General features: G+C 33.8%; 19 protein-coding genes and 1 riboswitch. Of the genes, 11 read left to right on the top strand and 8 right to left on the bottom strand.

The window, feature by feature from the left end; genetic code table 11:
* Positions 1-75: 75 nt before the first annotated feature.
* The 4 genes from AC0ONG_RS15070 (at position 76) to AC0ONG_RS15055 (ending at position 4,328) form a co-directional block, all read left to right on the top strand.
* Positions 76-801: an ABC transporter ATP-binding protein gene (locus AC0ONG_RS15070; protein ID WP_000570204.1), complete on the top strand. Its 726-nt coding sequence runs from the start codon at positions 76-78 to the stop codon at positions 799-801.
* Positions 794-2,452 (top strand): putative ABC transporter permease subunit, encoded by a 1,659-nt coding sequence (locus AC0ONG_RS15065; protein ID WP_000036853.1) that lies wholly within the window; start codon positions 794-796, stop codon positions 2,450-2,452. The genes AC0ONG_RS15070 and AC0ONG_RS15065 overlap by 8 nt, the downstream gene beginning before the upstream one ends.
* Before the next feature lie 57 nt (positions 2,453-2,509).
* Positions 2,510-3,268, top strand: a complete 759-nt coding sequence (locus AC0ONG_RS15060; protein WP_002082465.1) for an SDR family oxidoreductase — start codon at positions 2,510-2,512, stop codon at positions 3,266-3,268.
* A gap of 337 nt (positions 3,269-3,605) precedes the next feature.
* A complete protein-coding gene (locus tag AC0ONG_RS15055) occupies positions 3,606-4,328 on the top strand; it encodes a hypothetical protein (RefSeq protein WP_000782525.1) in 723 nt (240 codons plus the stop codon).
* 62 nt (positions 4,329-4,390) lie between these two features.
* Here AC0ONG_RS15055 and AC0ONG_RS15050 read toward each other — a convergent pair whose 3' ends face one another.
* Both AC0ONG_RS15050 and AC0ONG_RS15045 read right to left on the bottom strand, forming a co-directional pair.
* Positions 4,391-5,329, bottom strand: a complete 939-nt coding sequence (locus AC0ONG_RS15050; protein WP_000810162.1) for a hypothetical protein — start codon at positions 5,327-5,329, stop codon at positions 4,391-4,393.
* A gap of 71 nt (positions 5,330-5,400) precedes the next feature.
* On the bottom strand, positions 5,401-5,877 hold the full coding sequence (locus AC0ONG_RS15045) for a XoxI protein (protein ID WP_127725889.1): 477 nt from the start codon (positions 5,875-5,877) through the stop codon (positions 5,401-5,403).
* Positions 5,878-6,159: 282 nt separating this feature from the next.
* Here AC0ONG_RS15045 and AC0ONG_RS15040 point away from each other — a divergent pair, with 282 nt between their 5' ends.
* Complete coding sequence (locus AC0ONG_RS15040; protein ID WP_000151077.1) at positions 6,160-7,218, top strand: pyruvate kinase; 1,059 nt, start codon at positions 6,160-6,162, stop codon at positions 7,216-7,218.
* A gap of 50 nt (positions 7,219-7,268) precedes the next feature.
* On the opposite strand, the gene AC0ONG_RS15035 is transcribed toward AC0ONG_RS15040, so the two are convergent.
* Both AC0ONG_RS15035 and AC0ONG_RS15030 read right to left on the bottom strand, forming a co-directional pair.
* Positions 7,269-7,550, bottom strand: coding sequence for a DUF1292 domain-containing protein (locus AC0ONG_RS15035; protein ID WP_002005464.1), 282 nt, complete (start codon positions 7,548-7,550; stop codon positions 7,269-7,271).
* Positions 7,551-7,705: 155 nt separating this feature from the next.
* On the bottom strand, positions 7,706-8,377 hold the full coding sequence (locus tag AC0ONG_RS15030; protein WP_097890833.1) for an NAD(P)H-dependent oxidoreductase: 672 nt from the start codon (positions 8,375-8,377) through the stop codon (positions 7,706-7,708).
* Positions 8,378-8,505: 128 nt separating this feature from the next.
* Between AC0ONG_RS15030 and AC0ONG_RS15025 the strand changes: the two genes are divergently transcribed.
* A complete protein-coding gene (locus AC0ONG_RS15025; RefSeq protein ID WP_000340656.1) occupies positions 8,506-8,886 on the top strand; it encodes a winged helix-turn-helix transcriptional regulator in 381 nt (126 codons plus the stop codon).
* Between the two features lie 162 nt (positions 8,887-9,048).
* Here AC0ONG_RS15025 and AC0ONG_RS15020 read toward each other — a convergent pair whose 3' ends face one another.
* The 3 genes from AC0ONG_RS15020 to AC0ONG_RS15010 form a co-directional block, all read right to left on the bottom strand.
* Positions 9,049-9,648: a hypothetical protein gene (locus tag AC0ONG_RS15020; RefSeq protein WP_000914242.1), complete on the bottom strand. Its 600-nt coding sequence runs from the start codon at positions 9,646-9,648 to the stop codon at positions 9,049-9,051.
* Between the two features lie 221 nt (positions 9,649-9,869).
* On the bottom strand, positions 9,870-10,199 hold the full coding sequence (locus AC0ONG_RS15015) for a hypothetical protein (protein ID WP_097890831.1): 330 nt from the start codon (positions 10,197-10,199) through the stop codon (positions 9,870-9,872).
* A gap of 144 nt (positions 10,200-10,343) precedes the next feature.
* A complete protein-coding gene (locus AC0ONG_RS15010; RefSeq protein WP_000425329.1) occupies positions 10,344-11,621 on the bottom strand; it encodes a histidine--tRNA ligase in 1,278 nt (425 codons plus the stop codon).
* A gap of 340 nt (positions 11,622-11,961) precedes the next feature.
* On the opposite strand from AC0ONG_RS15010, the gene ybaK reads away from it, so the two are divergent.
* From ybaK to AC0ONG_RS14990, 4 genes are all read left to right on the top strand, one after another.
* Positions 11,962-12,438: a Cys-tRNA(Pro) deacylase gene (ybaK, locus tag AC0ONG_RS15005; protein WP_000710860.1), complete on the top strand. Its 477-nt coding sequence runs from the start codon at positions 11,962-11,964 to the stop codon at positions 12,436-12,438.
* 240 nt (positions 12,439-12,678) lie between these two features.
* Positions 12,679-12,782, top strand: a riboswitch (purine riboswitch).
* A 180-nt stretch (positions 12,783-12,962) separates the two neighbouring features.
* The gene (locus AC0ONG_RS15000) at positions 12,963-13,841 is read left to right on the top strand and encodes a 5'-methylthioadenosine/S-adenosylhomocysteine nucleosidase (RefSeq protein ID WP_136996589.1); all 879 of its coding nucleotides are present in this window, start codon (positions 12,963-12,965) and stop codon (positions 13,839-13,841) included.
* Positions 13,842-14,052: 211 nt separating this feature from the next.
* Positions 14,053-14,409 carry a hypothetical protein gene (locus tag AC0ONG_RS14995; RefSeq protein WP_001229421.1) on the top strand — a complete coding sequence of 119 codons (357 nt, stop codon included), beginning with the start codon at positions 14,053-14,055 and terminating at the stop codon, positions 14,407-14,409.
* Positions 14,410-14,908: 499 nt separating this feature from the next.
* Entirely contained in the window at positions 14,909-15,736 is an 828-nt protein-coding gene (locus tag AC0ONG_RS14990) for an endonuclease I family protein (RefSeq protein WP_127725887.1), read from the top strand.
* Between the two features lie 146 nt (positions 15,737-15,882).
* Here AC0ONG_RS14990 and AC0ONG_RS14985 read toward each other — a convergent pair whose 3' ends face one another.
* On the bottom strand, positions 15,883-17,313 hold the full coding sequence (locus AC0ONG_RS14985; RefSeq protein WP_001166977.1) for a YfcC family protein: 1,431 nt from the start codon (positions 17,311-17,313) through the stop codon (positions 15,883-15,885).
* 199 nt (positions 17,314-17,512) lie between these two features.
* Between AC0ONG_RS14985 and rraA the strand changes: the two genes are divergently transcribed.
* Entirely contained in the window at positions 17,513-17,992 is a 480-nt protein-coding gene (gene rraA, locus AC0ONG_RS14980; RefSeq protein WP_000266045.1) for a ribonuclease E activity regulator RraA, read from the top strand.
* Positions 17,993-18,064 lie beyond the last annotated feature (72 nt).

Raw genomic sequence — 18,064 nt, 5'->3', positions numbered from 1 at the left:
TGTAAAAATCTTAAAATAGAAGTATGCTATAATATCAATATAGTTATTTGGTAATTAAGGAAAGGATTGGATGGAATGATTGAAATTACGAATGTGTCAAAAAGTTATAATGGGTCTACCTATGCAGTAAAAGATTTAAGTTTATCTGTACCTAGCGGCGAAATCTTTGGATTTTTAGGACCGAATGGTGCGGGTAAATCCACGACAATTAAGATGATTACTGGCATTCACGGGGTGGACAAAGGGACTATTACGATTAACGGAAAAAATATTATGGAAGAGCCGATGGAAGCGAAGAAGACGTTTGGTTATGTGCCGGATAGCCCAGATATGTTTTTACGTTTAAAAGGAATTGAATATTTAAACTTTATGGCTGATATGTATGAAGTGCCGAAAGAAGTAAGACAAGAACGAATAGAGTCTTTAGCGAAGAAGTTTGATCTTTATAATGCATTATCTGATCAAATTCAAAGTTATTCGCACGGTATGAGACAAAAAATCGTTATTATTGGTGTGCTCGTGCATGAACCAGATGTATGGATTTTAGATGAACCGTTAACAGGGCTTGATCCGAAATCTGCATATATTTTAAAAGAAATGATGAGAGAACATGCGGATAAAGGAAAGATTGTATTTTTCTCTACACACGTATTAGAAGTAGCGGAAAAAATATGTGACCGGGTTGCTATTATTAATAAGGGGAATTTGCAGTTTAAAGGAAATTTAGATGAAATGAGAGATCATTTTAAATCCAATGAATCACTTGAAAAAATGTTCTTGGAGATGACGGGCAATGAGTAAAATTTGGACGTTAACGAAGGTACTATTAAAGTTAAATTACGCAGATTTTATAGCAGATAAGAAGAAGCGATGGGCGTATTTATTTTCATTTGCAGCTATTTTATTTGTTGGATTTTTAATATTTGGTTCGATGACGCACGGAATGTATGAAGGTCTGAAACAATTAGGGCAAGGGCCGGGAATGATTATTGCAATGGGACTTGCGATTGCGAGTATATGGGTATTTTTAATGAGTATAACGAACATTTTAACTGTATTTTACTACAGCAATGATATTGAAATGTTACTGCCGTTACCATTAAAACCAGCGCAAATTATTTCGGCAAAATTTTTAACGGTATTAATTACACAATACGTAATGAGTTCATTCATTTTATTACCAATCTTCATTACGTACGGTTTAAAAAGTGGCGCATTTATTACATATTACATATATATGATTTTTATTTACTTACTCTTCCCAATCGTGCCGTTAGTATTAGCTTCGTTACTGATGACAATTATTATGAGGTATACAAATATAGCGAAAAATAAAGATCGAGGAAATATATTTATTGGAATCGTAAGTATATTATTTATTGTAGGAATTAACGTATTTATGCAGTGGAGAAATAAAAGTGCGTTTTCTGGAGATGGGGCTGCGGAATACCTTGTAAATAATCAATCTTCTCTTTTAGTACAAATGACAAATTATTTTCCAACTACATATTTTGGAGCAGTGGCATTAGTAGAAAATGCAAATTGGAAGGGACCTTTATATGTAATAATCTTTGCAGTTATTTCATTTGTCTTCTTTGTGTTGTTTTATTACATAGCAGAGCGTACATATTTAAAAGGGGTTATTGGACTTTCAACGAGTACAGCAAAGAAACAAGTTATTTCGGCGGAAGGTTTACAGAAATCAACAGTACAAAGTTCGCATTTAAAAGCGTATGTGAAAAAAGAATTTAAAACGTTATTCCGTACACCACAATTTTTCTTAAATTGCATTGTACAAACTTTCGTTATGCCAATTATGTTGTTCTTTATTTTATTTGTGCAAGATGGAAATTTAAAGTTTATTACAGAGTATATTAACAATCCAAAGACAACAGGATTTGCAATTGGTGTTGGTCTTTGTGCATCGTTATTTTTAATGGGTAGTAACGTCATTGCAACAACGTCATTTTCGCGAGATGGAAGCTCTTGGTTTGTGAATCGTTATTTACCGGTAAAGGCTTCGGATATCTTTTTTGCGAAAGCAATCACTGCTTGGTTAATTAATGTGATCATTTTAGCAGTATTCGGTATTACGATGGCAGTTGTAGCTGGGATTTCTCCAGTCTTTATGATACTGTGGTTTTTACTAAGTGCGAACGGGTTGTTATTAATTAATTTAATCGGAACACGCTGGGACGCGCAAACTGCAGATATTCATTGGGATACAGAGCAGAAATTATTTAAGAGCCGATATACCACTTTGTGGAATTTTTTAGCTAATATTTTAATAGCTTTAATTATTGTGGGGGGAGTAAGTGTATTATACTTCTTCCTTCATGTCGGACTGTGGGTTATGTTTATCGTTTTATTTGTAATGTTTACGATTGTAAATTATATCTTTATTAAAATGTTAAAATTAGGTGCTGAACGTATACTGTCAAATATTCAATAAGAAGATAGATCCTCTGTATTCATGCAGGGGATCTGTGTATAGATGGAGGAGAAAAAGGTGAAGAAAATAGCAATTGTAACAGGGGCAACTCGTCTGAATGGAATTGGTGCAGCTGTATGCAAGGTGCTTGCTCAAAAGGGGATAGACATTTTTTTCACGTACTGGCCAAAGTATGATAAAGCGATGCCATGGGGAATGAGTGATCAAGAACCCTTTTTGCTGAAAAAGGAAATTGAAAGTTACGATGTTCGATGTGAAATGGCAGAAATCAATTTATCGCAGTCTTATTCGCCAAATCGTTTGTTTTATATGGTATCAGAACGGTTAGGTGATCCATCTATTCTAGTTAATAATGCAGTATATTCTACTCATACGAGAATTGAGGAATTAGATGTAGAGCAGTTGGATAAACATTATACAGTTAATATTCGGGCTACTATGCTATTAAGTTCATTGTTTATAAAACATTATTCACTTAAAACGGGCGGGAGTATTATTAATCTTACTTCAGGACAGTCAGTAGGTCCAATGCCAGATGAACTAGCATATGCAGCAACGAAAGGGGCAATTGAAGCATTTACAAAGTCAGTAGCACCAGTAGCGATGGAGAAGGGGATTACTGTTAATGCCGTTGATCCAGGACCAACAAATACAGGGTGGATTACAGAGGAATTAAAACATTATTTAGTATGGAAATTCCCGCAAGGTAGAGTTGGAGAAACAATGGATGCTGCGCGCTTAATTTCTTTTTTAGTAAGTGAAGAAGCGAAATGGGTTACTGGGCAAGTTATTCACTCGAATGGTGGTTATTCATAAAAATATTATGTTAACAAATGTTGAGAAACAAAAAACGAAAGAAAATTTTATTTTTTTGTATAAATAAAATGTCAAGAAAGATAAAAATTTGATAGAAGAGTATATCGTCATATAAAGATAGTAATTCTTAATGTGACAATATACTCTTTTTCTTTTACTTACGAGCAGAAAAATGAAGTAGAAGAAACTCGAATATTAAAATGAGTTTATCAGTTTTTGTCCGTATTATTATGAAGATTACTGTCGGAAAGATGGTAATTCGTATGAAAAGGGATTTTTTAAGGGGAAATCGAATCGTAAAGGGGAGGATAAATAAAGTAAACATAGGGGGATTTATATGAAAATGAAAAAGGTCGCTATCGCATCGATAACAATTGGTACAATGCTTACTATGGCAGCTTGTAGTCCATCAGCAGATAAAGAGGCAGAAAAGAAAGAGCAAGTAACAGCGCAAAATGAAGGAGAAGCAAAAACGACAAGTGCAGATGAAGCGTCCAAAACAACGAAAGATACTGAAAAAGAAACAAATACTTCTTCAAATGAAAAAACAGATAAAGATGCAAAAAATACGAAAGAATCATCAGGAACAGAAAGTAACGGCAAAACGTCAACTCAAAATGAGAATGTGAAAACAAAAGAAAAAGAAACGACAGGAAAAACGAATGACCAAACGACTAGCGGGAAAACAGCAGATCAAAGCACAAGTACAAGCTCAAACACAAACAATAACGAAAAGACAACGAAAGATCCGAAGAAAAGTGTTGCTGTGAAAACGAACGTTAAAGAAGTTGTAGCATTAATTGATAGCTTGGACAAGCAGTTAGCTGCTAATCCAAAATTGGAAACAGTGAATAAGCTTGGCAAACAAATTAATGAAAAGTGGGACGTGATTGAAAAAGAGCTAGAAGCATCACATCCGACGGATTCTAAAACAATCGGTCAAAGTATGTATCCGTTAATTGTAGGAGCGGAGAAAGAAAAAATCGATATTAATAAAATGAAATCATTAACGACGAAAACGAAAAAAGATTTAAATCAGTTATTGACGAAACTTTCATAGTTTCAAAAGCCTACTCGTGTGAGTAGGCCTTTTTTAGGTTGTTGTAATGTGCACAGTATAACTTATTTATTATCATTTTCAATTACGATGCGAAAGGAACTGAATGCTTGTTGACTGATATAATCTTCTTCGCTAACTTTAAAAGGAAATGGAAAAGCGACGAGTTGAAAATTACTTTCCTGATCCACTGAAGGCAATGTGAAATTAAAGATTTGTCTTGTTTCAGGTGCAACCTTAGTATAAACGACTTTTCTATTGTTAAATATTTCAACTTGTTTCCAATCTTTAAAAGCCACGATTGCGTAAGTCATTTCATCATTCGTTTCATTACCGTTTGATAGGGTTAATTGCTTGCCTTCCTTTTCAAAGAAGACAGTTTGTAAGTTCTCTTCACGGTTCGTAACAAATAATGGTTCGTAAAGACCATCTTTTAAAATAGCATCTGGATCTATAAGGGAGAGTTTTATTTTTTCGTTTTCTTTCTGAAGAGGATGCATTGAATATCGCATACTTAGAATATCTTCTAAAATAGCTGCTTTATTTAAGTTATTATCTTTTAATTTGTATTCAGGTTTTTTAATTATTAAAAAGGTTAATTCATTTGCATTAGGAGAGGTGTGTAAAGAGATTTTCGTAGTAATTGAACTGTTTGGTTTCATATCAAAAAAATAGTGTGATATTTCATTAGTAGTATCTTCTATTTTAAAAGGTTTTTGTTCGTAATCTTCTAGAACAATTAATCCATATTTTCGGTTTTCATTAATAGTATGTACGAATGATAATGTTACATTAATTTTATTATCCTCACTAGTAATTGTACTGCCATTGTTGATATGTTGGCCTTGATTATCCTTCAATCCGTAAGAAATAGTATTGGTTTGTTGCTCTCGTTTATTTTCTATGGAAAGAGGATGAGGTTGTATGATTGAAGTATTGAACAAAATATAAATTGTAAGTAATGAAATAAGTAAAACACCGCTAATAATATATATTTGTTTCATAAATAGCACCTCAATATATGTAAAGTATTAGAGAAAAAAGATATGCAAGATGCATATCTTTTTTCTCTTTCTTACCAGAAGGCTTTTGTTTCGTGATTTACATCATTATAACCACTTAATTTATAGGTATGATTACCGATAGCGTAATCATCTCCATAATAAACGCTTGTGTTGGTCGCTGTAGCATTTACAAAGGATGATTTTTTTGCACTATTACTTTTCGTATTTACTAATGAGCCATCGCCATTGAAAGTTCTTGCTTTTGCATAAATATAGTCTTCGGTCGTAGTTGATTTCGATTTCGCAACTGCATATGGGTTACCAAAAAAGGGAGTATATACGCTAATGTTAGAGTCATTCTTAGGTGCAGCTGCAACAGTCAAACTAGGAACAATAGATGTTTTTGTTGATTGAATTGTATCAAAGTCAACTAAAACGGGCTGCTTGTCTACAGTGTCGACCTCTGAAGCACTTGCGTTATTAGTAAAACCAAAACCTAAAACCGCTAACCCTAAAGTTGTCACCGATAAAGATTTTTTCATATTCACTAATTTTCCCACCTTTTTAAATTTTTGAGTTCGAACTCAATTCATACAATATATGAAAAATTCGAAACTCTCAATGGTTTATCCCATACTTAACTTTTCTTTTACTTTCAATTCAACATATCTTCATTTGCAAAAAAGCGAATATATCTTCTAATGCTTAGCCAGCAAGGAATATAGGTTTAACCTTATGAAATTTGTGTAAATTTTAATCTATTCATGTCATTATGTCTGTTATTTTTAAATTCATATGGGAAACTTATTTAAAAAAGGATGGTGACAAAAATGACAATTGATCGAATTTGTACAATTGGACCCGCAAGTAATAATAAAGAAACGTTAGCACAGTTAATAAAGAATGGTATGAAAATTGTTCGACTAAATTTATCGCATGGCACGCATGAAAGTCATAAAGACATCATTCGTTTAGTGAAATCATTAGATGACTCTATTAAATTTTTGGGTGATGTACAAGGTCCTAAAATAAGATTAGGTGAAGTGAAGGGAGAGCAAATTACACTTCAGGCAGGAGATTCTTTTATTTTACATACACAACCAGTTACAGGGAGTAATACAGAAGCAAGCGTTGATTATGAAGGAATTGCGAATGATGTGAAAGTAGACAGTAGAATTTTGATTAATGATGGAGAAGTTGAATTAATTGTTGAAAAGATAAGTACGGACAAAATAGAAACGAAGGTAAAAACAGGTGGCAATATCTCATCTCATAAAGGAGTTAATTTACCAGATGCGGCTGTTCGTTTACCAGCTATTACAGAGAAAGATAAAAAAGATATTCAGTTTCTTTTAGAAGAGAATGTTGATTTTATCGCGTGTTCTTTCGTAAGAAAACCTAGTCATATAAAAGAAATACGGGATTTTATACAACAGTATAAAGAAACGTCACCTAATGTAATTGCAAAAATAGAAACGATGGAAGCAATCGAGAATTTTCAAGATATATGTAAAGAAGCAGATGGAATTATGATTGCAAGGGGCGATTTAGGAGTAGAGTTACCGTATCAATGCATTCCGCTTTTACAGAAAATGATGATTCAGGAATGTAATCGAACGAATACATATGTCATTACAGCAACACAAATGCTTCAATCTATGGTAGATCATTCTATTCCAACAAGAGCAGAGGTGACTGATGTGTTTCAAGCTGTACTGGACGGGACGAATGCAGTTATGCTTTCAGCTGAAAGTGCATCAGGAGAACATCCAATCGAAAGTGTGAGAACATTACGTCTCGTTTCAGAATTTGCGGAGCATGTTAAAAAAGATGGACCTTTTGCGATGAAAGATGTACTGCAATTACTGCGTGAGTCTCTGGATGAGTAATAAATAAAAAGAGGGCGGATATGCATCCGCCCTCATGTTTTTCATTCATACTATTCTTGCTCTTGCTCATCCAAAATCTTTTCAAACGCAGCAGATACTTTATCAAACTCTTCATCATTTTCAATGTATGAAAACTCATTATCTTCTTCTACTTTTAAAAAGAAAATATCAATGTCTTCCTCAGTTTCTGTTTGGATATCTTCAACAAAGGCAACTGCAATATATTCTGCGCCTTCGACATCCATCGCTCCAAGTACTTCTACTTCTTGCTCTTCGTTATTCTCATCACTAAGAGTAAACACTTCGCCAACTTCAATATCAGACATATTCATTCTCCTCCTGTTCGACTCTAAAAAATAGAGCGCTCAAACTGTATACATACTAATATATCTTTCCATGAAAAATCAAATTCATACATAAGAAAAACGACTGATAGTTCTTTAGTATAAGTATCCAGCTATTAGGAGCATTATTTGTGTGTGCTATATTACTTAATCCATTCAACAATTGTATCCATAGTCTGTCTTGTTTTATCACGCTTTGGCTCTTCTTTACGGTAACCAAAGGCAACCATAACTGATGCTTCAAAGTTATCGCCTTGTATAATGCCTTCTTGACGAAGTAAAGAATCTACTTCCTCTTTATCAAATCCTTCTATTGGACAAGAATCAATACCGATTTGAGCTGCGCTCGTCATCATATTACCTAAAGCGATATAAGATTGCTTGGATGCCCAATCAAATACAGCACGATCGGATTGTAATAAGTTAAAATCTGTTTCCTGGAACTTTTTGAAGAATTCATATCTAATTTTTTGAGTGTCTTCAGGCAATCCAATAATATCGTTCATCATATATTTAATATACTCTGCATCATAATGCATATCTTTAATGTTTCTTGAAAGAACAATAACAAAATGACTAGCTGTTGCAAGTTGCCCACCAGCGCCCCATGAATACGGTTGTAGTTTTTCTCTTAATTCTTTATTTTGTACGACAATAAATTTCCAAGGCTCATATCCAAAAGAAGAAGGAGATAATCTGCCTGTTTCTAAAATGAATTTAAAATCCTCTTCTGAAATTTTGTGTATAGGATCGAACTCTTTACATGCATGTCTGAAATGAAAAGCCTCCATAATTTTCTCTTTTGTATTTGTCATAAAAGTTCCTCTTTTCGTTAATTTATTTTGTAAGTAAATTATATTTTTAAAGTAACATAGACACAAGTACGCACATTTTTGTGTTATAGTATCAAAAAAGATACTATTGGTAAGGGAAAGGAGTTATGATGGATTGTTCGAATGAAAATAATATAAATTACCCATTTTTAAATAAATATTCTTGTCCAGTTGAAGCTATGGTTGAGGTTATTGGTGGAAAATGGAAAGGGGTTATTTTGTATCATTTATTAGATGGTACAAAGCGGTTTAATGAATTAAAAAGATTAAAACCTAATATCACACAAAGAATGTTAACACTGCAGCTGAGAGAACTTGAAGCAGACGGCATCATCCATCGTGAAGTATACCGTGAAGTTCCACCTAAAGTAGAATATTCGTTAACTGAGCTTGGTGAATCACTACGTCCAATGATTCTATTAATGATGGAATGGGCGACTCATAATATGGAGAAAGTTTTGGAAAGTAGGAATACGAAAAATAATAGTTAAGAGTTGTAGAAATAAAAGGTGTTTTCCATACGTAAAGACACCTTTTATCCCGCATTAACGGGCAGTAAGATCCCCACCTCAAAATTCAGTGGGAGCAAAGAAGTTAGGTGGGGGATGAACAAAACCCCCACTGATTAAAGTTTCACTTTATTTCTATGTTTTTTACTTTTTAACTTCAACTGCTGAAATTGCAAAGTCATTCAAGTTTACAGTTTTACCATACCAATCAGAGTGTTTGAAGACGATACCTTTACCATATCCTTCAGTTGAAGTACGATCCCATAGCGTTGTCGAATAGCTAGCAGTAGGGGATGCTGTACTTACAGAAGAAATTCTATTTTGCCAATTAGGAGGCAAATTTTTAAAACCGCTACTAAGAGAAAAATACTCGCCACCTTTATTTGCATGTTCATAGAAATCTGTACTATTAGGTCCGCTCCCTCCAACACCAAGGGGATTGATTGTATTATTCAACCTTTGTTTGTCTTTTTCAATAAAAGAATCTAAACTTTCTTTGTTCGAAAATCCATAAGATAACCAGTCTCCATTTTGATTTTGTTTCGGTAGAACTACAGTTATTTTTACGTCTTCCTTAGATGGAGCACCCAATTTGTTAAACGAATCTACAGTCTTTTCATCTACAGTTACATATTCAAAAGAGCTAATCGAATAATCCTTTTCGGTACTAGCTGATACTGACCCCAGTCCTCCAGTTAACGACGAAACAGTTAATAATGCACCTGCTATCAACTTTTTAAGCATGGATTCATCTCCTTAAAACTTAGATTTTTTACATAACTAAAATGTATGTTAATTTGAATGTTTTATAAATATTTAGAAATTTATAAAAATTAAACAGAATATTCTTTTATTATTCTGGAGTAAGGAAAGTAATTAAAAATGAAAAAAGGTTTACTTAAAAAGTAAATCCTTTTTGCCAACCTATCTCAAAACTCTATGGATTAAAGTTTCATTTTATCCATCTATGAATCATACACTTCTTTTGCATTCATAGAAACAGCATCTAATAAAAGAAAAATGGCTGCTATCATATGTAGAAGGATTTCTATATAAGGAAAGAAGGCAACTAGAGTAACGATAATACCTATATAATGAGCGTACGTATTCATGCCTGCTTTTTTAGCTAATAAAATAGTAGTGATATGTAAAGCAATCAATAGTAGTAAAGGTATCCCATCTAGGTTAACAAGACTTGGAAATATATAATAGCAAGGAAGTAATAAAAGATGATAGATCCCTGTAGGCCACTTTAGTGCTTGTATGTAAGTTTTAAAAGTAAATCCTCCTAAAATAATTAATATCTATATATTACCAAAAAAGATAGGTGATTGGATATTAAACACTTGTGGTTTTTAGTATAATATAATTATTTTATGTTAACTAATTGTTTCCTTATCTATAAAATAGAAAAACCACCCAAACGAGGGTGATTCGTATTATAAATAACTACTTAAAGAAGAAAGGGGAACCTTCACCTCACTACCTTCCTTCATATTCCGCAGCATAACGGTTTCTGTACTAAGTTCTTCTTCACCAATAATAAGCACGTAAGGGATATTCTCTTTATTGGCATAATTAAGAGCACGTTTTAATTTGCGTCCTGCTAGTTCGAGTTCGACTTTTAAGGAAGTGGTAGAACGTAATTGCTGGGCAATTTGTAAGCATTGTAATTCTGTCCCGAGTGGGATGATAAATACATCCGCTGTAGATGATATCGTTTCTTTCTGTGAGAGTGCTGTATAAATAACGTCTAAACCGAATGAAATACCGACTGTTGGATAGCTAATATTATCGCCACGGAATGCCCCAATAATATTATCGTATCGACCGCCGCTACCGATGCTAGATGTAATCGATCCATCTTTTAAAAAGATTTCATATACGGTGCCTGTGTACATTGTAAGTCCTCGCGCTAAAAACGGATTGAATATAGCATTTTCATTTATTCCAAGAGCGATTAAATATTGCTGTAATTGTTGCAATTCGTTTACTCCATCGGCAACGATTGGAGTATTGAAAGCGTCTTTAAAGTCATCAATTGAAAGCTTTAGACAAGATAATACAGTATTACATATTGTATCAGCCATTTCTTCAGAAATTCCGCGCTCTAATACATCTTTTCGTACACCATCAATCCCAATCTTTTCGATTTTGTCTAATGATAAAATGACGTCACTTGTTAATTCAGTAGGGATGTTAATGGCCTGAAGAATACCATTTAACAGTTTTCGGTTATTATATTGGATCGTTATCTCTAAGTTTAATGTTCGGAACAGCTCAAACGCCATGCTCATGAGTTCCGCTTCAGCCATGACTGATTCTACACCGACTATATCAACGTCGCATTGTATAAATTCACGAAATCTTCCTTGTTTAATTGGCCCATCTCGAAATACTTTCCCAATTTCATAACGTTTAAACGGAAGGCGGATGTTCGGATTCATTGCCACGACTTTTGCGAATGGAATAGTTAAATCGTATCGTAAGGCAAGGTCACGTTTTCCTTGATCCTGAAGTGTATATATTTCTTTTAATATTTCATCGCCACCACCGTACTTGTAAGACATAAGCTCATACATATTTAACATTGGTGTCTCTAACGGTTTGCATCCGTATCGTTCAAATGTATCTTCGCAAGTTCTTTTAATTTTATTTCGCAGCACTTGCTCCTCTGGTAAATAGTCTTTCGTTCCTTTTACATTTTTCATTTCCATTGTAATCACTCCTTTTTTTAATTAAAAAAAGCTATGCAGGTATAAAAATACCCACATAGCTTTATGAACGCTTCGTGGGTCAACAGGAAAAGCCCTGTACCCACGAAGAAAAATTTTTCTTCGGATACACGGCGTTACGTATGATGATGAAGTTGGAAAGAAGTATTAAAATTTCGCATTGCAAATCTCTCCTTAACGTAAGTTTTTCCAAATTATATCAGATGATTTTTGAATTATCAATATTTTTAGTTTTGAAATATACGTGAAGTTATGTAGGAGAAATGGAAAAGGGTGTATAATAAAACTTAATAATATGAAATAACCTTTTAAGGAGAACGTTATGAAAAAAGATAAAACAAATGCGATGCGAATATTAGATAAAGAAAAGATCGAATATTCGATGATGTCATATGATCCAGACGATGGGAAAATTGATGGCGTATCAGTAGCCGAGAAAATTGGACGAGAAGTGAGAGAAGTATATAAAACGTTAATCGCTCAAGGAAATAGTAAAAATTATCATGTTTTTATCATCCCAGTAGATGAGGAATTAAATTTAAAAGCTGCCGCAAAAGCAGTAAGTGAAAAGAAGATTGAAATGATTCCTGTAAAAGATATTACGAAAGTGTCAGGATACATTCGCGGTGGTTGTTCACCAGTCGGAATGAAGAAGTTATTTTCTACATGTATCGATGAAAGCGCCCAATCACTTGAAACGATGATCGTAAGTGGCGGGAAGATTGGTATACAAATTGAGCTGAAAGTGGATGACTTGGCGAAAGTGACGAGAGCGCAGTTTGGAGAGGTAACGAAGTAAATATACATATAAAAAGAAGTTCTAGTTTTATGGGACTTCTTTTTATTTTAGGAAGATTTTCATTAACGATTGCTGTAGGATAAACTAGTTTAGTATATAATTTTTTTACGATGTAAGTTATTTGGGAAGGTTATTTTTTTATCGGATTTATCTTTAAAAACGAACATTTTTAAAAACTTAACGAAAAATGTTCATGTTTTAATTGCGCGCACACTAATAGTTTGTTATATTATCCATATAATAATTTTGAATAACATCACTCGTATATACTCGGTAATATGGTCCGAGCGTTTCTACCTAGTTCCCAATGAAAGAACTGGACTACGGGTTAAAGTATTCGGCCGTTCTATTCTAATGAGCGCTACCGATCTATAATTTGGCATTTGTTTTATCTTTTGCTCAATTAACTTTGACTACCGTAGTTCTAGAAAGTAGAGATTCTTCTACAATTTCTAGAACTTTTTTGTTTGGACCAAAAGCATCGAGTATAGAAAACACAACAAGAGAAAGAGGAGAGATTATTTATGAAGAAGAATACGTTGAAAAAATGTGCTGCCCTAGTAACTACTGTTGCATTGTCATTCTCGATACTTGCGGGATGTAATGCGAGTCCGAAACAAGTTGAGGCAAAAAGCAATCAAAAACCTATCTTAATTCAAGGGCCAATGCCGATAGAAGCAGAAAAGTTTGCGAAAAGGCTAAAAAATGTGAAAGAAGAAAAGTCTGGAACTTTTGTATTTTATAAAGGAACTGTCGACAATTATCCTGTAATCGTTGCGAAAACAGGTAAAGGAATGGAGAATACAGCAGCTGCTATAGCGGTGGCTATTGAAAAATATAAACCTACAGCAATTATTAACCAAGGAACATCAGGTGGACATGATCCAAATTTAAATGTATTTGATATTGTATTAGGAAAACAAGTTGCAAATATAGGTTCATTAAAAACAACAAATATGGATGAGAATCAAGGAATTGAGCCGACAAAATGGATATCTATGGACTTAATGGCTTCTGAAGGAAGTGCAGGAGAAGATCCAAATGCTGAGAAAATCCGATACTACGAAGGAGATAAGGATTTACTTGCAGCAGCTAATGCGGTAAAAGATAAATATACAAAAGGTAAAGTGGTTGAAGGTACTATAGGCTCAGCAGACCTTTGGAATAATGAAGTAGATAGAATTAAGTGGTTCCATACAAAATACGGTACATCTGTAGAAGAAATGGAAGGAGCTGCTGCAGCTCAAATCGCGAAAGCTTATGATGTCCCATTTTTAGGGATTCGAGTATTATCTAATAATAAAACAAACGGCGGGAAATATAACCCAAATACAGCAGCCGCAAATCAAGAATATGTATATGAAGTAGTTAAAAAATATATAGATTCAATGCAAAGTAAATAGTAGTAGTTCTGCTCCAGCATAAACGTCAAGTAACTGTAAATGTTTTTGAGACGGATAAACTTGTCTTAGGAATGGTAGTTGAAAAAAAAAGCTTGTTTCTTATAGAAAATATAAGAAACAAGCTTTTTTATTTAAAATAAATTGGGTAATTAAACTATAACGTCAATATATACCGTTGAATATCATAATAATATAATGGGGGTGATGTTATATGGCACTTACTACAGGACCAATTGAAAACGTAGGAAATCAACCTGCTAATGCAAATAGAGTTAGGGTAAAGATCCTTAACCGTACTGCGGGCCCACTTACTGGAGTAGCTAGAGTTTTTAGACTTGACGGTTCATTAGTATTAATTGAACAGGTAAACTTCAATGTGAATTCTAATGCTTCTACTTTTGCAACTCTAAGTTTAGTTCATCCTGCTTTTGGACAAGCATTTGAATATGAAGTTCAAATTGTTCCTAATCAACCTGGTGGACTATATAGTGTTTATGGACTAACAGCTGACAGTGTTATCATTACTGCACAACGTGTTGTGAACTCAGAATTGACACAGTTTCTTTAATTAAAATAGATTGGTGCCTACATGGTATCCAATCTATTTTTGTACGTATTATTCAGAGAAAGAAAGGTTTTACACAAAAATAAAGACAGTTATAGAAAAGGGAAAAGTCGAGCTATCATCTTGATTTTTATTATTTCTGTCTTAGATTGTATCTGTTTTGTGGCATGGTTTTCTTTGAATGCTTTTTATTCAAACTGTTTTTTAAAGTATTTATCAAATATGCATTATTGCATAAATAAATTTAAATTTATAAGTTAATATTAAACTACTTTTTAATTGTAAAGAATATTTTAATAATCTTTATAAGAGAAGGATATTCCATGTAAAAAGTGAAATTGTTTGGAATGTGAATAAACAAAAAGTTTAGAAGTGATACAGACTGGATAGAGTCGTGTATTAAATAAACAGAAAAGGGGTATGGATTTCTAAAAGGTTTCGGGGGTTAGAAAGCACTTTTTAGTGAATAGCTTCAAATTATATTTTAAAGGGGAATGGGTATATGAAGTTTCGAAATATAAAGATTGCTATGATTACACTATCTTCATTTTTTATTTTAGGTTCTGCATCGCTATCATTCACAGATACTATACACGGTGAAGTAGCTCTTGCATCAGCACAAGAGATTATTGTAAAAAGTTATGACGATACATATTATAATAACGCAATAGGAAAAACGGGGTTAGAATTAAAGAAGGAACTGCATAATATTATTGATAATCATACAAAGTTATCATACAGTGCGGTTTGGGAAGCACTAAGAGATACTGATGAAGATCCAAATAATAAAAATAATGTGTTACTCTTATATACTGGTCGTTCGCAAGGGAAGCTTACGAATGGATCAGGAGTAAATAACTGGAACCGAGAGCATGTTTGGGCAAAATCTCACGGGGACTTTGGAACGACTGCAGGACCTGGAACAGATCTACATCATTTAAGAGCGACGGATGTATCTGTAAATAGTTCACGTGGAAATCTGGATTTTGATAACGGTGGTGTAAATCACTCTGAAGCGACAGAATGTAAATATGATAGTGATTCTTGGGAACCTCGTGATAGTGTAAAAGGAGATATTGCTAGAATGCTGTTTTATATGGCTGTTCGTTACGAGGGGGACAACGGCGAAATAGATTTAGAACTAAATGAAAAAGTGAATAACAATAAAGATGCATACATGGGGAAACTATCTGTTTTATTAAAATGGAATGAACAAGACCCGGTCGATGATTTAGAGCGAAAGCGTAATGAAGTGATTTTTACAAAATATCAACATAACCGCAATCCTTTTATTGATCATCCTGAATGGGTAAATAAAATTTGGAACTAAGATTTTTAAAGGTATTATATTTTGATAAAAGGGATTGATCATTATGATCAATCCCTTCTTATATGTTTACTAGAATAAATGATTTTTATAGGATTGAAGAGGAGAATAGGATAGATATTTTATCAAGTTAAGTATATATGGGTATTTTAGTACGGTCCCCACTCAATATTCACCCCAATAATAAGAAAAACAAGTCCAATGATAAACCAAATGAATGCAAGTGGAGCCATGAATCGAATCCATTTGCCGTAAGAAATGCCGCTTGCTGCGAGAACGCCCATTAAAACACCGGAAGTTGGATTTAAGCAGTTGACTACACCTTCTCCAAGCATAACAGCCTGTACTGTAACTTGGCGTGTAATGTGCATGAAATCAGCTAATGGAGCTAATATCGGAATAAAAATAACCGATTCTCCTGTCCCGGATGAAATAAGGAAGTGTAATGCGGCACTACTTACGTACATACCGATAACACCAAATACAGGGCTTTGTCCTTCGAGAGCTTGTGCGAGTTGGTTAACAATTGTATCAAGCAATTTTCCTTGTTCTAAAATGACTGAAATACAACGAGCCATTCCAACGATTAAAGCACCATATATGAGATTTTGGCAGCCCGCTAGAAAAGTAGAAGCGATATCGTTTGCTTTCATGCCACCTATTATTCCGGCTGTAATTGCTATGAAAATAAAAGTAGCGGTCATTTCTGCGTCCGTCCAATGTAGACGAAAAGCGCCTATTAAAAATGCAATTAATGATAAAGCTGAAACGAGTAAAATTAATTTATGACGTATCGTCCAAGGAACTTCTTTTTTCTCTGTTTCTTTTTCGCTTGAAAGAGCGTTACTTGGAAACCAGTTATCGCCAAGAATGCTTCCTTTATTCGATTTTTTCAAGCGCTTTACATACCAATTTATATAAAGGATAGTGGCAAGTAAAAAAGATATATAGATTGCGGTGCGTAAACCAATTCCGGAAAACATCGGAAGTTCTGCAATCTTTTGTGAAATGCCTAAAGGTGAGGGAGATAAAATAGTAGCATTAAAGCCAGCATAAGTACCTAAATAAATAATTGCTACACCGACGATAGCGTCCCATTTCAATGTGCGTGCAACGATGATGCCGATGGGGATAAAACCGATAACTGAATTAACGATAATGCCAGTCGTTCCAAGAATAGAAAAAAGTGCGGCAACGATACAAATGAAAAGTAATTGCTGATTACGAAATTTGTTAATAACATGATAGATTAAACCGTCAAGGGCACCTGTTTTTTCAAGAATTGCAATGGCTCCACCTGTAAATAAAATTAGAAAGATAATAGGAGCAGCAAGTGTCATTCCTTTTTCAATAGCGGTAAAAAAAGAAACAAATCCTACAGGTGATTGCGGAACAGAATGGTAGCTACCTGGTATTGTTGTTGTAACGGTCCCGTTTGTAACCCTTTTAAATTCTCCAGCAGGAACGAAATACGTAGCAATGGCGCAAAGTAAGGCAATAAAAAATAGTAGTACGTAAGCATCAGGCATTTTAAACTTTTGTTTACTAGGTTGTTTTTTTGCCTCAGTTTGTATTTGCATAAAATCCCTCCTTCTTCACTTGGTTAATTTTTAATATTCTGAATTTAATCCGTGAAATAGATTATAATAAAGGTGGCTTCTTAAGGCAATAGTTTTTGTATCCTTTCCCGTACATACAAATTATTGCAATGTTAGACAGGGAAACGAAAATAAGCCAAGAATATGTTATGTAGAAAGAAAAAGGAAAAGAGGGAATAAGATGTGGAAAACTACGGATCTATGTGATGAATTTGAAAAGGAATTACAAATATGTCGTCAGTCTTTTCGATCTTTTGGGAAGAAAGAACAATTCCACGGGAAAATTGCAACTGTAAAAGTGAAAGATGATAATGTACTAGTGCAGGAAGGATTGCAAACATTACCAGAAGGAACAGTATTAGTTGTTGATGGCGGAGCGTCTACTAATTGTGCGTTACTCGGTGATAATTTGGCAGCTATTGCGGAAGAAAGAAAGTTAGCAGGAATTATTGTGAATGGGTATGTTCGTGATTCTAGTGAACTAAAGAATATTAATATTGGTATTTTAGCGTTAGGAACGATGCCAAATAGAAGTGTGAAAGAAGGAAAAGGAGAACGAAATATTTCATTGCACTTTGGAAAAGTGGATTGGAATCCAAATGAATATGTTTATGCGGATGAAGATGGCGTCATTATTAGTGAAAAGAGTTTACATAGTTAAGAGTTAATAAGTTATTATTCTTAGAAAATAAATCCGATAAAGCATGGACAAAATTCTTTGTCAATAGTAAAA

It is taken from the genome of Bacillus sp. TCT6 (assembly GCF_056033845.1).
The sequence above is the reverse complement of the archived record's forward strand: the minus strand, read 5'-3'. Positions and strand labels throughout refer to the sequence as shown.

Coding starts and splice junctions, on each gene's coding strand:
- AC0ONG_RS15070 (WP_000570204.1), top strand. CDS start 76: ATGATTGAAATTACGAATGTGTCAAAAAGTTATAATGGGTCTACCTAT.
- AC0ONG_RS15065 (WP_000036853.1), top strand. CDS start 794: ATGAGTAAAATTTGGACGTTAACGAAGGTACTATTAAAGTTAAATTAC.
- AC0ONG_RS15055 (WP_000782525.1), top strand. CDS start 3,606: ATGAAAATGAAAAAGGTCGCTATCGCATCGATAACAATTGGTACAATG.
- AC0ONG_RS15050 (WP_000810162.1), bottom strand. CDS start 5,329: ATGAAACAAATATATATTATTAGCGGTGTTTTACTTATTTCATTACTT.
- AC0ONG_RS15040 (WP_000151077.1), top strand. CDS start 6,160: ATGACAATTGATCGAATTTGTACAATTGGACCCGCAAGTAATAATAAA.
- AC0ONG_RS15035 (WP_002005464.1), bottom strand. CDS start 7,550: ATGAATATGTCTGATATTGAAGTTGGCGAAGTGTTTACTCTTAGTGAT.
- AC0ONG_RS15030 (WP_097890833.1), bottom strand. CDS start 8,377: ATGACAAATACAAAAGAGAAAATTATGGAGGCTTTTCATTTCAGACAT.
- AC0ONG_RS15025 (WP_000340656.1), top strand. CDS start 8,506: ATGGATTGTTCGAATGAAAATAATATAAATTACCCATTTTTAAATAAA.
- AC0ONG_RS15020 (WP_000914242.1), bottom strand. CDS start 9,648: ATGCTTAAAAAGTTGATAGCAGGTGCATTATTAACTGTTTCGTCGTTA.
- AC0ONG_RS15010 (WP_000425329.1), bottom strand. CDS start 11,621: ATGGAAATGAAAAATGTAAAAGGAACGAAAGACTATTTACCAGAGGAG.
- ybaK (WP_000710860.1), top strand. CDS start 11,962: ATGAAAAAAGATAAAACAAATGCGATGCGAATATTAGATAAAGAAAAG.
- AC0ONG_RS15000 (WP_136996589.1), top strand. CDS start 12,963: ATGAAGAAGAATACGTTGAAAAAATGTGCTGCCCTAGTAACTACTGTT.
- AC0ONG_RS14995 (WP_001229421.1), top strand. CDS start 14,053: ATGGCACTTACTACAGGACCAATTGAAAACGTAGGAAATCAACCTGCT.
- AC0ONG_RS14990 (WP_127725887.1), top strand. CDS start 14,909: ATGAAGTTTCGAAATATAAAGATTGCTATGATTACACTATCTTCATTT.
- AC0ONG_RS14985 (WP_001166977.1), bottom strand. CDS start 17,313: ATGCAAATACAAACTGAGGCAAAAAAACAACCTAGTAAACAAAAGTTT.
- rraA (WP_000266045.1), top strand. CDS start 17,513: ATGTGGAAAACTACGGATCTATGTGATGAATTTGAAAAGGAATTACAA.